Origin of the sequence: Aliagarivorans taiwanensis DSM 22990 (assembly GCF_000429505.1) — a bacterium.
Classification (GTDB): Bacteria; Pseudomonadota; Gammaproteobacteria; order Enterobacterales; family Celerinatantimonadaceae; genus Aliagarivorans; species Aliagarivorans taiwanensis.
Genome location: NZ_AUBZ01000010.1, coordinates 64,875 through 78,148 on the forward strand (window position 1 = coordinate 64,875; position 13,274 = coordinate 78,148).

General features: G+C 54.5%; 14 protein-coding genes. 4 read left to right on the forward strand and 10 right to left on the reverse strand.

What is annotated here, in order from left to right:
* The first annotated feature begins 243 nt into the window (after positions 1-243).
* The gene (locus G462_RS22150; protein WP_051326620.1) at positions 244-543 is read left to right on the forward strand and encodes a 5-carboxymethyl-2-hydroxymuconate Delta-isomerase; all 300 of its coding nucleotides are present in this window, start codon (positions 244-246) and stop codon (positions 541-543) included.
* Here the strand turns inward: G462_RS22150 and G462_RS0108410 are convergent.
* The 6 genes from G462_RS0108410 to G462_RS0108435 form a co-directional block, all read right to left on the reverse strand.
* The gene (locus G462_RS0108410) at positions 540-1,511 is read right to left on the reverse strand and encodes a carboxylesterase family protein (RefSeq protein WP_026958610.1); all 972 of its coding nucleotides are present in this window, start codon (positions 1,509-1,511) and stop codon (positions 540-542) included. The two genes, G462_RS22150 and G462_RS0108410, sit on opposite strands and share 4 nt — an antisense overlap.
* A gap of 53 nt (positions 1,512-1,564) precedes the next feature.
* On the reverse strand, positions 1,565-2,284 hold the full coding sequence (locus G462_RS0108415; protein WP_026958611.1) for a MaoC family dehydratase: 720 nt from the start codon (positions 2,282-2,284) through the stop codon (positions 1,565-1,567).
* A gap of 171 nt (positions 2,285-2,455) precedes the next feature.
* Positions 2,456-3,358, reverse strand: coding sequence for a DUF7281 domain-containing protein (locus tag G462_RS0108420; protein ID WP_157378583.1), 903 nt, complete (start codon positions 3,356-3,358; stop codon positions 2,456-2,458).
* A 1-nt stretch (position 3,359) separates the two neighbouring features.
* On the reverse strand, positions 3,360-4,571 hold the full coding sequence (locus G462_RS0108425; protein WP_026958613.1) for a hypothetical protein: 1,212 nt from the start codon (positions 4,569-4,571) through the stop codon (positions 3,360-3,362).
* Positions 4,568-5,215, reverse strand: coding sequence for a hypothetical protein (locus G462_RS0108430; protein ID WP_026958614.1), 648 nt, complete (start codon positions 5,213-5,215; stop codon positions 4,568-4,570). Before G462_RS0108430 ends, G462_RS0108425 begins: the two co-directional genes overlap by 4 nt.
* Positions 5,215-8,913, reverse strand: a complete 3,699-nt coding sequence (locus G462_RS0108435) for an ATP-binding protein (RefSeq protein ID WP_026958615.1) — start codon at positions 8,911-8,913, stop codon at positions 5,215-5,217. The genes G462_RS0108430 and G462_RS0108435 overlap by 1 nt, the downstream gene beginning before the upstream one ends.
* A gap of 294 nt (positions 8,914-9,207) precedes the next feature.
* Here G462_RS0108435 and G462_RS0108440 point away from each other — a divergent pair, with 294 nt between their 5' ends.
* Positions 9,208-9,870, forward strand: coding sequence for a 7-cyano-7-deazaguanine/7-aminomethyl-7-deazaguanine transporter (locus G462_RS0108440; RefSeq protein ID WP_026958616.1), 663 nt, complete (start codon positions 9,208-9,210; stop codon positions 9,868-9,870).
* Positions 9,871-9,972: 102 nt separating this feature from the next.
* Entirely contained in the window at positions 9,973-10,560 is a 588-nt protein-coding gene (locus tag G462_RS0108445; RefSeq protein WP_026958617.1) for a hypothetical protein, read from the forward strand.
* Positions 10,561-10,618: 58 nt separating this feature from the next.
* Here G462_RS0108445 and G462_RS0108450 read toward each other — a convergent pair whose 3' ends face one another.
* Entirely contained in the window at positions 10,619-11,059 is a 441-nt protein-coding gene (locus tag G462_RS0108450) for a DUF2059 domain-containing protein (protein ID WP_026958618.1), read from the reverse strand.
* A 98-nt stretch (positions 11,060-11,157) separates the two neighbouring features.
* Between G462_RS0108450 and G462_RS0108455 the strand changes: the two genes are divergently transcribed.
* Complete coding sequence (locus G462_RS0108455) at positions 11,158-11,589, forward strand: DUF3859 domain-containing protein (RefSeq protein WP_026958619.1); 432 nt, start codon at positions 11,158-11,160, stop codon at positions 11,587-11,589.
* Between the two features lie 15 nt (positions 11,590-11,604).
* Here G462_RS0108455 and G462_RS0108460 read toward each other — a convergent pair whose 3' ends face one another.
* The 3 genes from G462_RS0108460 to G462_RS0108470 form a co-directional block, all read right to left on the reverse strand.
* Positions 11,605-12,018 (reverse strand): VOC family protein, encoded by a 414-nt coding sequence (locus G462_RS0108460; RefSeq protein ID WP_026958620.1) that lies wholly within the window; start codon positions 12,016-12,018, stop codon positions 11,605-11,607.
* Between the two features lie 82 nt (positions 12,019-12,100).
* Positions 12,101-12,760, reverse strand: a complete 660-nt coding sequence (locus G462_RS0108465; protein ID WP_026958621.1) for a hypothetical protein — start codon at positions 12,758-12,760, stop codon at positions 12,101-12,103.
* Positions 12,761-12,851: 91 nt separating this feature from the next.
* Positions 12,852-13,256 carry an NUDIX hydrolase gene (locus tag G462_RS0108470; protein WP_026958622.1) on the reverse strand — a complete coding sequence of 135 codons (405 nt, stop codon included), beginning with the start codon at positions 13,254-13,256 and terminating at the stop codon, positions 12,852-12,854.
* Between the last annotated feature and the right edge of the window lie 18 nt (positions 13,257-13,274).

Genomic DNA, 13,274 nt, shown 5'->3' on the forward strand with positions numbered 1-13,274 from the left:
CGCGGATATTACCCGAAAGCATTGTCCACCACAATGCCTAAAATTTGACTAGTTGAAATTATTCCAACCTGGATAAGTTAATGATCAGATATTGCGCAGGGAAAATCATTGAGGACAAGGAGGCGCTTGCCGTAACTAGTGGACTAATTACAAAAGCGTTGACGCTGTCATCAATGATTTTAACCAGCAAGAATGATCAGTTACTTATGTAGATTGGTATTAGTTCGAAAAGGAGAGCAAGCCATGCCCCATTGCCTGATTGAATATGCCGGTGAATTGGAAGAAACGCTGGATGTTCAAGCGCTGGTTCAAGCGGTCTATCGCTGTGCCAAAGACAGCCAGCTGTTTGCTGAAGGAACAGTAAAAATCAGGGTTAGCTGCTTTGCCTACTACCAAGCCGATTTTGCTGACCCAAGCTTTGTGCATCTGCGCATCCACTTGTTCCCAGGGCGCAGTGCAGAGCAAGCGTCTAAGGTCCAGCAACTCTCGGTAGAGCTACTGGATATCGATACCAGCTGTTACAGTAAGCGGATCCTCGATTAATCGAGCTTATCGAGCAAGGCCAGGCGGGCGAGCACTAACTGTTTCAGCTCGCCCTGTTCGCGGATAAAGCGCAGTACACCAATACTGCAGCTGAACATATCTTCCCCCATCGCCGCCAGTGGCAGCTCCATCATCTGACCTTCTTGGTCCTGACAGTGCAGCTCCAAGCGTCCACCTTGATGGATGGTGACAAAATCGCCTTCACTGCCATAGCGCCCTTGATACTCGTGCATCTCAGCGACTACCGGCTCGCTATCTGCAACCGAGGATTGCTGCTGCTCCAGCAGCCATGCCCAAAAGGCGGGAGAGTCATAGACTGGCTCCCAGGAAGGGTGGGCAATCTGCGGGTATTGGATGTAGTTGAGGGGGGCCTCTCTTGGCAACTGTCCCAGGGTGTCAAACAGCTCCTGAGAGAATTTGGCGGGCACCACATCGTCGAGCAGGCCATGAGCTAGGTAAATGGGCAGATCATTGAGGCGTTTGTAAAGGGTGCTGCAGATCGGCCGGGCGTCCAACTGCATCGACCAAGGAGCCAGCAAGTTGGGATCGCCACCGGCAATGGGAGCGAGGGCAGCGAAGCGCTGTGGGGAACGCAATGCCCAGTTAAGTGCGCCAAAGCCGCCCATACTCAGGCCCGTGAGGTAGACCCGTTTAGGATTGATTGGGTGACGCGCCATTAGCTTGTCTAACAAACTCTCTAGCTCATCCAGCTCCCAACCCATGCGTCCTTCCGGTACGTGTGGGGTAAGGGTGAACGCGGCCAGCTGATGGCGCTGCTGATAGCGCAGTGGCCCAAAGTCTTCAAGGTGGCTGATATCGCCGCCAATCTCGCCACGGCCATGCAGAAATACCACCATGGGCCAACCGTCGGCCGGTTGATAGCCTAAGGGCTCAGACAATAGGTAGCGATAGGATTGGGCACCAAGGTGCAGGTGCTGAGAAGAGTGAAGCTGAAATTCTGCAGGCATGGGCATTTCTCCAACACGCCTGCATCATTCACTGTTTGGGCTTGAGGCAGGCCTTAGAAATAGAGTCTGATTACAGATTCAGTCACACATGCCGGGCGACGGCAACCCTCGATCTCCACTTTCATCTCTTTTACTAGCTCCAGACCACGTTTTATGGGGGTCACGCTAAGTAATTTTGTGCGCGCTCGCACGTTGTTCCCGACTTTAAGTGGATAAGGGAAACGCACCTGATTCAGCCCATAGTTCACCACCATTTTAGCGTTGGGGTGCTGTGGCTGCTCAGGATTGACGCTGTCGCTCAGGTAAGGGATGAGCGATAGGGTTAGGAAGCCATGGGCAATGGTGGTCTTAAAGGGGGATTCGCTGGCGGCACGCTCAGGATCGGTGTGTACCCACTGATGATCCATGGTGACGTTGGCAAATTCGTTGATGCGCGCCTGGTCCAGGTGCAGCCATTCGCCCACGTGGATCTCTTCGCCCACCTGTGGCAACAGCGTGTCGTACTCCGCTTGCGCGTCTGCGCTCAATTCAATAGCGGGCTTCGCAGGCTCTACTGCGATTGCTGTTTCGGCATCGCTGCCGTTCACTGCGCTGGTGGCTTGGCCATTGCTCACCAAGCTCTCGCGAACCTGACTCGCCAGTTGAGTCTGATTCGCCTTATTCAGGAATTCCATCCAGTAGTCACGCAGTGATGGTGAAAGCCAGTCCTTTAGCTCCAGAGGATTGTTCGCCAAGATTTCGCGCTTGGTCTTGATAAAATCGACTACTTTCATCGTTTAACCCATATGGATACAGTGGCGGCGCATTCTAAAGGAAAGATCCGACCAGTTAAATAGCCTAGCACTATTTAATCGTGCAAAAAAACGTCAGCGATAAGTGGGATTTATCTCACACTATTGCAATTAGCTCCAGCGTAAACAACCGATTAGCGCTTTGTATGCGGGTTATTCTGCTTGATCTTGTTGCCGCTTTTCGAGGAAAAGCGGAATTTGCAGCTTGATCATAAGCTGTTGAATTACGCTGGTTTTATTATGCAGGCATCGTGCCCATTGCTCTGGCCATCCAACTAAACGTTGGCTGGCGTGCTCTTTTCCACCTAAGCGTTTGATTTGCTTTTGGTAGTCTTCGCGGCGCTTGATTGTTTGGGCTTGCTTGATGTGGTCGGCCTCAAGCTTTGGCCATAGGGCATGGGTGATGGTGGGTGAGGAGTGAGCAATAGCAAATCCAGCAGGGTCGAAATCACAACAACTGATAACCTTTAGTGTTGCGTGTGCTGAGGCTAGCAGTTGCTTCAGCGCATGGCCGGGATAATCAGCGTCGCCGCGGTACACCAGCAGCGTGGTATGTTGGGTGATTGAATCAGGCAGTTCAAACTGCGCAAACTGGTCAAATACATCCAGGTTTTCTACCAGAATCAGATTTTGATAGTCGCTTAGCTGAACTAGCCAGTAGGGTAGGCGCAGACTGATGCCTTCGGGTAGGGTAGCAGGCTTGCCCAATAGCCTAAGTAGCTGATGAAGGTCTCGGCATAGCAGGTAATTCCTGTCAGGTGCGTTATCGGCGTGTTTTTCGTTATCGTGCTCAGACAGCGTGATTCGACTGGCATGGCTGCTTACCGGGTTTGCCAGATCCCAGCCTTTGCGCTTCTTACACAGCTCGGCCAGCTCTTGATAGGTGGTCGCGCTGAGCAGTAGCTCACGACCTTGAATGTGGTCGGCCAAATCAAACTCTTCGATAATGGCCGAGACTGCGGCAATCGGCGTTTGCCCGCGGTAGAGGGCTATTCGGGGCTTGTGCTGCTGATACCAGCCTTCCAGCATCTTACGGTGCTTCGCCCCGAGTGCCATATCAGCGGACCGCCACGGTAATGTCGGTCACAATCCGGTTGCCGGTAAACTGTCCATAGTCTTCTTCGTGATGCTCCAAACTAAAGTACTGGCGCTGTTCGTCGGGCAGGGCGTGGTAGCTACCCCATACCTGATACAGCCACACTTCGGCTGGCCATGTCAGCTCATTCTGCTCCAGATAATCCAAGGCGCTCAGCTGTTGCAGGCTATCGAAGCTGGAGACTAAGTAGTCTTCCACATCACGCTTGATCTGCTGCTCACTCAGGGCGAACTCTTCGCTGGCTTCCAAGCTTAGCTCGCTGGAGGCTTCCGGCTCATGTTGATTATGGCGGCGCGGCTTAAGCTTGCTGGCCAAACTCAGCAGCTGCTGCTCATGGTCCTGATGACGGATGTCCACCGCTGCCGGGCGAATACAGGCTGGCGATTGATTCAGCAGATCAGGTAGCTGGCTTTGTAGCGTCCAGTCCTTCGGCTGGTAATCGGGCTGGCGCTCGCAGTGCAGGGCAAAGCCCTTGAGCAAGCGCGCCTTGCCGCGCAGTTCGCGGAAGCGTCCAAGCAGCGCCAACAGGCGCGACTGCACCACGGCCAGCTCTTGGGTACACTCTTCCACCGCTACCGCTAAGTGCAGCACCAGCAAGCGGCGCAACTCGCGAATATCACCAGCGGTTTGGCTGAGCGATTCAAAGCTAAGCAGCGACAGGCTGTCGAGCAGCTCTTTCACCTGTTGCTGAGCCAGTTGGTTTTCACGGATCTTGGCGCTGAGGCTGGCCACATAGCCAAACTCGTTGTTGATCCGGCTCCACAGCGCTCGGGTGCTGTGGCGCAGGCTCTCGGTTAGCTGGTAGGTGTGCTGGGTCAGATCCTGCAAGTAGGCATCGGCGGCGGCCAGATCGCCTTGGTGGCGCGCCTCTTTATAGTGGCTGGCCAGGGTTTTCAGGCTGTTTAAGCGGGTGCCAACGTTGGCATCAATCTCGCGGTTGCGGATATCGCTGAGCGCTTCTTCCAGCAGGCTGCGCAGGTTGGAGCTAAGCATCAGCGGGCTATCCGCGTCAGGTCGAAACACCAAACCTGCCTGCAGCAGCGCTTGGGCTTGCTTAGCGTCCAGCTCGGCTTCGTCTAGCTGACCATTGGCATAGCCTTCCATTAGCGCCTCGCTGTTGCGATCCAACAGCTTAAACAGGCGCTTACCGGCTTTTAGCAGGTTGGGGTTCACAGCAAGGTCTCCTGCTGATTGAGTGCATCCATGGCGTGCTGTTCGAGCGCCAGGTCTTCCGCCTCATCGATAAAGCGCAGCAGCTCGTAGAGGTAGTCCAGCTTGGCGGTGGCGGTGTAGATCAGCCGCTCGGGGTTGGGGCGGATAAAGTAGCCGTGTTCCACTAAGCGCTTGAATACCTGCTTAAGCTGGCCATCCACCGAGTTACTGGTAGAGCCAAACAGGCGGTATTGGGCCACTTTGGCCAGCTGCTCGCGCAGCGCTGGGGTGTCTTCAATCACGCTCTGTAGCTCGTTGAGGCGCAGTGGATCGCCGGCCGATAGCGGCGCATCGCTGCCTTGGGCTTCTTGCGCCAGCAGCAGCCACTCCACCAAAGGATGTAGGTGGGTGGCAATCTCTTGGAACTGCGAGCTCAGCACCCGGTGCTCATCATCGCCCAGCACCTCATAGGCGCAGAAGTAGACCTCGCCGTCGCAGGCGCTGGCTAGGCGGCGGTTCAGCGGCGCGAGCTGGTGGTTGATGGTGGCGCGGTTAGCCTCCAAGCCTAAGTAGCTGAAGGCGTCTTCATCGCTAACGGCACAGATAAACTGGCCTTGTAGCAGGGCTTCTAATACGCGGCCATTCTCGGTCATTGCGGCACTCATTAGCTGGCCTCCTTCGCTTTACGGGCTTGTTCGAGTTTTTGCTGCAGCGCGCTTACCCGTGGCTGCACGATTTGTAGCTGGCGCTTCTCGCGGTTGATGATGTAGCGGTGGGTGAACAAGTCCAGCACCTCCGACTCGGGGTTAGGAAAGGCGCCGAGAATGCGAATATTGTTGTGATCGCAGGCTTGGAAGATCTTCTTCACGTTGCTTTGGTGCAGGGTGCCCAGCTCATCGATTGGCCAGTGAATGGCGCTGTCGGCATTACCACGCAGCAGGCGGGTAAAGGCCAGTAGGAACTTACACAAGATCAGGTAGGCCATACCGTGGCTACTACTCTCGTTGAGCTGGCGATCGGTGCGGATGATCAGGTCGCTGTTGCCTTCGCGTAGGTGCAGCTCCACCATCAGCAGGCGGCCAATCCCTTCTTTAAGGGCGCTGCGGCCGATGATCTCCAGCGCTTGCTTCATCGACAGGGCATAGTCGCTCTCAGGCAGCTGGCTAAAGCCCTGTTTTTCCCACTGTTGGTAGTGGCTGACAAAGCTCTCCAGCTCACCCCAGAACTCCAGTTCGGCGATCTTGGAGCGGATCTTCACTGCCGAGCCGCTGACGCCATCAAGACTCAGATCTTCGCCGATCTCCTTGGTGATGCGGCGGCTCTGGCTCTCGATGCGTTGATCAATATCGCGCAGGTTCTGGTAGAAGTTACAGATACTCATACCGAAGTTGCGACCCAACTCAATAAGACCCTGGATCTTCTGCGGTAGCAGGCCGTTAAGCAGATCGCTCAAGGTCGGCACCAGTGCTACGTAATCGGTGATGCTATCGCCGTCGGCATCCAAGCGTAGGTGTTCTTGGCGTGCTCGCTCCCAGATATCGCTGAACTCACTGCCGGCTTGCTGGGCTAGCAGGCTATCAAACTTGCGCACCCCATCTTCAACTTGCTGCAGCTGCTGCTTGCGCTGGTGCAAGGCTTGCTCGGCTTCGCGCAGATGCTCGGCTATCGCTGCTTGGTCTGGATCGCTTAGCTGCTCGCTGCTGAGCGGCGGCAGTTGTAGCTGCTTAAGCTGTTTGAGTTGGCCTGCCAGCTGCTCTTGTAGGGCGGTGAGCCCGTCGAGCTTCTGCTGTAACTGCTTGAGCTCGCTTTGCTGCTGTTGCTGGCTGGCCTTGAAGGCTGCCTGAGCCTGAGCGAAGTCTTGCTTGGCTTGGCTGTGGTCTTGCTTGGCCTGTTGCAGCTTATCTAGCAGCGACGGTTTTTGCTGCAGCCACACCTGTTTGTGCCAGATTCGGTATTCGTTCACCAGATCCTGGCTCTCTTCAGCGCTTAGGATCTGCTGTTTCAGTTGTTTCTGCTGGTTGGCCAGGTCGATGATCATGGCATCGTCCAGCCCTTGGTTTTGCAGCTCGGCGCGATACCACTGCTCGGCCTCATCAAGCGCTTGCTTGGCTTGTTGTTGGCGCTCGCTGATGCGCTGCTTGGCGCGGCGCTCTTTATCTTCCAGCTCATCGACTCGCTCTTGCCACCAGGCCATCTTCTCAAGGCGGGTTTCTTGGGCCTGCTCTTCCTGCTCACTTAAGTGCTCTTGGTGCTGCACATCGGCGGCGTCGAGCGCCTTTTGCAGCTGGGTCAGCTGCTGTTGCAGGCTGAGGCGGCGGGTTTCCAGCTGCTGGTTAAACTGCTCTTTGAGTAGCTGCTTTTCTTGTTGCAGGTGGCTGAGTTTTTCCTCGGCATTGGCCTCGGCAGAGCTGGCTTGGTTAAGGCTGAACTTGGCCTTTTGCAGCTCGCTGTTGGCCTCGGCGAGCGCTTGCTCGGCTTGTTGCTGCTGAAGCTGATACTGCTCCAGCTCGGCCTCTGCCAGTTGCAGCTCTTGTTTAAGCTGAGCCTCGTTCTTGGCATGCGCAGGCAGTTCGATGGCTTTGAGGTCGACCTTGAGGCCGAAGAAGCTATCGGACTCGCCGTGGAACTCCGGCTTCAGGTCGCGGCGGCTGAGTAGCTCGGGGGCAATCAGCTTGCCGATGTGCTCTTCCCAGCCCGGCGCTTCGCTGCGCAGGTTGGCCAGCAGGCTGTTATCTTGCGGGTGCAGCTGCTCGCGCAAATCAGCAATCTGGCGCGACGCGCTTTGCGCCTCATGTCGCGCTTGAGTCAGGCGCTTGTCGCAGTCGTGCTGGCTGTCCAGCGCCTGGCGTTGCAGCTGCTCTTGCTTGCGGCGCTGCTGGCTAAAGTGCTGTAACTTTGCTTGGGCATCTTCTAAGCGGGTATCCAGCTGGTTGAGCTGGTTGTTTTGCTCGGCATCGAAGCCCAAGTTAGCGGCCTTGGCTTTTAGCTCCACCTGCTCGAGCTGGCGCTGATGCTGCTGTTCGGAGAAACGCTGCTTAAGCTCGCTCTGTTGCTGCTGATGCTGGCGCTCTAGCTGGCTGATCTCTTGTTGCTGCTGTTGACGCTCGCGGGAGAGCTGCTCGCTGATGGTGGTCAGCTCTGGGTGCAGTTTGGCAAGGGCGTTATTCAACTGCTCGTTGGTTTCGCTCTTGCGCTGGTTAAATGCCGCCTCGATGTTGCTGTGCTGCTCGGTTAACAGCTGGTGGCGCTGGGTCACCTCGGCTAGCTGCTCACGGCGGCCTGGCAGCAGCTCTAGCTCATCCACCAAGCTGTCGATCTCTTTGTCTTGCCAGTGGTTGTACTGGTCTTCAATCTGGTTGAGCTGCTCGTCGAAGGTGCTCTCATCGGCTTGCGCCTGACTCAGCCGTTTTTGCAGCTCGAAGCTTTGTTCTTTCCACTGGGTTTCCAGTTGCTGCAACGCAAGCTTGGCGCCTTGCTGCTGGTTTTGCTGGGACTCGCTGTCAGCGGCCAGTAGCGCCTGATCATTCTTCAGGTAGCGGTTAAGCTGACTGAGGCGCTCGAGGTTACTTTGCAGCTGATGGAAGGACTGCTCCAACTTCACAAACTTCGGGCGATTCGATTCGAAGTGCTCAATCAACTGGCTTTCCTGGATCCAGCTTTGGGCGTTGGCGGCATTCACTTTGGTGGGGGTGAGTGATACCCCGTCCTCTTCCAAGATGGCGGCAATCATCGATTTGATGGTTTCCATCTTGCCTTCTTTGGAGTGCACTGCCTTGGCCAGTTTCTCGATATGGCGCAGGCTATGGCGCGGGTCACACATCGAGAAGCGTTGTGCCAACTGCTTGATATCGCCATCGCTGGCTAGCTGCAGGCCGCGGTCATTCTGGATAATCGCCCGGTACTGGCGGGTGTTGAGCATGCGGCTCACCGCCACCGGTTGCTCTTGGTATTCGCGTTTTTTGAAGGCGCGGCCTAACTCGTCGGGGCTAAAACACAGAATGCCGGTGTCGCTGCGCTGTTTAACGAAGTCTTCCAGATCAAAAGGTTTGCCCACCAAGCGATACTTGACGCCTTGCTCTTCGCGGGCGCTGGAGAGGATCACCTGAGCAATTTGGCCGTCATGCTGTTGATACTCATAGCTGATGTAGCTGGCTTCGCGCGGCAGGTACCAGCGCTCAAAGCTGTCGCGGGTGCTGGGGACAACTCGGCTGGGGTATTCGCCATAGAATACCGGAATCAAACGTTGCAGGGTGGTTTTACCCGAGGCGTTGGTCCCGCAGATATTACTATGCTGGTCCAGTTTCAGTTCGACCACGCCATTGAGGTGGGTGTCGATAAGTATGATTCGTAATAGGCCTGACACGGCGGATCCTTTAATAAGACTTCTCTTTTAGCGCCCACATTGTTACCAGAAATTGCCGATCAAGCATAGCGCGCGGCCCTTGCTTGGTTCTCGTTTAAGCAAACTGACCACAAATGCATCACCTCTAAGCAAAATAAATACAAAATTTTGCCAATAAATGGGTGAAAATACCGACAAAGTGTGCGAATATCGCGCCCCCTTGTGACTCGCTGGTTAACAACTGTACGGGTTCAGGGCATAGAAAACTGGTGTTTGGGTTCTCTCACCCCAATTAACAAAAAGAAGGTACTACCCATGTGGTTAACATCCCTTTCTGCGCTTGAGCGGCGCAATGTGCTGATCTTGGCACTGTTTCATGTTGTGACGATTGCAGCCAGCAACTATCTGGTGCAGCTTCCGTTTACTATCTTTGGTTTCCACACCACGTGGGGAGCCTTTACCTTTCCTTTCATTTTCCTGGCAACCGATTTAACTGTGCGCCTGTACGGTGCCGAGCGGGCCCGCAAGATTATCTTTGCGGCGATGCTGCCGGCACTGGTGTCGAGTTATGTGGTATCGGTGCTGTTTTTTGAAGGGGCCTTCCAAGGTTTTGGCCAGTTGTTGGTGATTAACACCTTCGTGGCGCGTATCGCATTGGCGAGCTTCCTGGCTTACGCGCTAGGCCAACTGTTAGATGTGAAGGTGTTTAACCGTCTACGCGGCAACAAGCGTTGGTGGATTGCGCCGACCGCCTCGAGCTTTTTCGGCAACTTGGCCGATACCATGCTGTTCTTTTCGGTGGCCTTCTATGCCAGCTCCGATGCCTTTATGGCTGAGCACTGGGTAGAGATAGCTTGGGTCGATTATGTATTTAAGGTGGCGGTGAATCTGTCGCTGTTTGTGCCGCTCTACGGCATGTTGCTGGCGTTTATCCAGCGCCGCTTGGGTCTGCAACCGGCTAAGGTTGCTTCCGAGTAACGCCCTTGTTCAATACCGTGGAATGTCTCACGGTATTGATCTTGATAAGTTTTTACTCAAATCGTTGTGCTAGGATGTTGTTACGGTAATTAGGTGTCTAGCATGATGTTGATTAAAAAGAAGAATATTAAATATCTACCGCTTCTTGTTTTCCCCTTGTGGGCAGTCATAGCTGCGTGTGAACCCGTTGATCGTGACTTTCGTGATTCGGTTGAGGCCTATAAAGAGCAGCAGCTGAGCGAGGGTGATGAGTTTCGCCGTTACGTATATCTGGCTGAGTTGGAGCGAAGCTGGCTTGGTCACGATACTAATGAAAGTGGCGTGCGTGATGACGTAGAAGCGCTGCTGCGTGGTATGGAACTCAACGCTGAAGAGTTTAGCGCTAGCATGGGCTATGCCGCTTTGCTGCAGGAGCTGATGCGCTCGACAACCGATGGCCAGACCATTCGTGTGGCTCACTATCTGGGCTTATCCCTCAACTGCATGAACGAGGTGTTGCACCAAGGTTATCAAGAGGTGCAGCTGGAGATCGAACGTCTGCAGTTCAACAACGAACTGCGCCTTCATCGCTATCAAGAGCAAGTGGAAGTGATGATGAACGACCCCCACGCCCATGGCGACAGTCGTTCAATGGAGCGTTTCTGCAATACCATGAAGACCCGTTATCAGCAGTATCACAAATTCGGCTAGCCCGAGTGATAACCAGAGTGCTAGCCGTTTGAGAATGCTCGGGTATAGATAGAGCGCGTTAGTTAGTCGCTGTACCTTCGCGTCGGCTGCGCTCTTCAACTAGCATCGTTTTGAGCTGCTCTTCATATTGTTTGGCTAGTTTCAGGCTGGCTGCGGCACCCTCTCGGCTGATCTGCTCTGATACCGCCAAGCTTTTTTGTCCCACTGGGCTTTTGTAGAATGCCAGCAACTCTTTGATCTCGGCATCGCTGAAGTACTTGGCATACAACTCTTTAAACTCGGGCGCTAAGTTGCTCCAGGTGATGTGCTGTTGTGACCAGCTGTCGAGAACATCCTGATAATCAGCCAGTGCCGAGTTTTGGCTAATTAGATAGCGATTGAGTTGGCGGTGGATCCGCTCAATAGACTTGGGGCCGGCGAGAGTATCGACCAACTCATCGACCGGGGCTGCCTGTAGGCTGAAGCTTAGGCAGAGCAGCAACAAACTGAACTTTTTCATTTTTCTTCCTTGAAATCAGTTGATAAGCAGCGCTTAATGCGTCTCGATTAAGCTTAACAGTAGCTGAGAAGCAACACGAATTAATTTTAGGAGTCGTTATGGCCAAGGCGAAACCGCTGGTCAAACTACATAGCTACGGGATCTACTCGACCTGGGACAGCGAGGACAAATCGCTACCGCAAATTAAACAGTTCACGCTGGACGTTGAAGCCAAACTAGAGGTGGAGTTCGGCATGATCATCAACATCAAAAAAGCCCGCGGCGAAAAGCTGGTGTACTGCATCTATCACCCCGATATTCCCGATGAAGACGGCGAGGTGATGGCCCCGTTTCGTGGCGAAGAGTACATTCGCAGCAACGATTGGAACTTCTATCTGGGCGACACCATCTGGGCGCCGGTCAGCAACAAGCTGGGCGACTGGCGGATGACCATCGAGATCGACAACAAGATCGTTGCCGACAAAACCTTCAATCTCTACGTGCCCGATACTGGCAACGAGGCTGACTTCTTTAAACGCCGGGGAATGTAAACTGCGCGTCAATGACTACAACTGACAGTTCAGCATCCAGCTAATCCCGTATTGGTCGCTAATCCGGCCAAAGCGGGCGCCCCAAAAGGTGTCTTGTAAGGGATGTATCACCTGGCCGTTCTCCGCCAGAGCATCAAACACTTTTTGCTGCTCTGCCAAGTCGTTAAAGTTTAGATTCAGCTCGATGCTTCCTGCATGGGGCTGTAGCTCTTCGCCGGGCATACCATCAGAGGCCATAAACTCCAACTGCCCGGCTTTAAAGTGGGCGTGCATCACTTTCTGTTTTAGCTCATCGGGGATGGGGGCGTCGCTGGGGTTGTCGCCAAAGCGCATCATGGTGGTGATGTCTCCGTTAAAGCAACGTTGATAAAACGCCAGCGCCAGCTCGGCCTGACCGGCCAAGTTCAAGTAGGGAATAATGGCTTGCATCACTGCTCCTTAAAAAGGTAAGGACCTAAAGCAAAAACTAGCCTAAATCTGGGCCGGATTGTGTGAAAATTTCTGTTGCCAGCTAATGGCTGCTCGCTGGAACAATCCATTCATTGAAAGCACGCTGCTGTTGGCGATAGAGCGGCGTGCAGTAGTGGGCCTGATAGTGCGGCCGAAACTGCATCAGCGAAGACGTTCCGGGGTGAGCGCCATAGGCCAGACAATAGCTAAAGGCGAGCAACTGTTGCTGGCGCTGAAAGTTGAGCTGACTACTTAGCCGAGGTTGAAGCTCAAGTTGCGCAGCCAGCCAGTCGCGCTGGGCATCGAGAATGGCTTCGCTTTGGGCGGCATCGAGGGTGTTGAGTAACAGCAAGGTCGCCAACGCTTGGCGGTGATAGCTGGGGTCGCCAAGCCACACTTGATGGCTCTGCCACTGCTGGGCCAGCCCCTGATAGCGACGATACTGCAGCAGGTTGGCCAGGCCAAGGCTGTGTTGTATTGGCGAGGTGTAGCGCTTGGCTTGCTGCAGTTGCTCGCTGGCATTAGCCAGCCATTGCAGCAATGCATCTGCTTGCTCAGGGTTATCGAGTGGGTCTTCGAGGGGAAAGGGCAACTCAAGCTGCCGGTTGATGGCTTTGGCGAATCGCCCAAAGGGGGCTTGTTCAGTCAGCCAGCTACGTAACTCGGTTTGCGCGTTGGCCTGCGCTGCGGAGAAACCGAACAGCGCTATTACAATCAGCATAGCTCGCCAACACCTCACGATAACCTCCGCTACCAGCTAACTCATGCCAGCTTAATCAATAACTGGATAGCTGCGCAAATACTCCACAGGCTTAAGCGGCGTACTTGCGCACTAATTTAGTTAATTGCTTGGAGCTTAGATGTTGGTGTAGCTGGTCGATGGGTACCCATTGGCGCTGGCGTTGATGCTGTTCGGGCCAGCGCTCCAGCTCCTGTTGTACATCCATCAGGTAGAGTTTGCAGTGGCGCTTCTTGCCATTTTTTACTGCCTTTAGTTTGGCGGACTTATTCATCGGAATCACCTTACCAAGCAGCCCAGCCTCTTCAAAGGCTTCGCGCTCGGCTTGAGTTCGGTCTACCGTGCGCTGCTCGCGCCAGCCTTTAGGCACCAACCACTCGCCCGAGGCTCGGCTGGTTATCAGACAGATTTGCACAACACGTTGGCTGCCTTGTGCCACTTCCCTGACCGGGATGATCATCACATGGGTTGGCTTCATGGGTGAATTCTCCCTGCA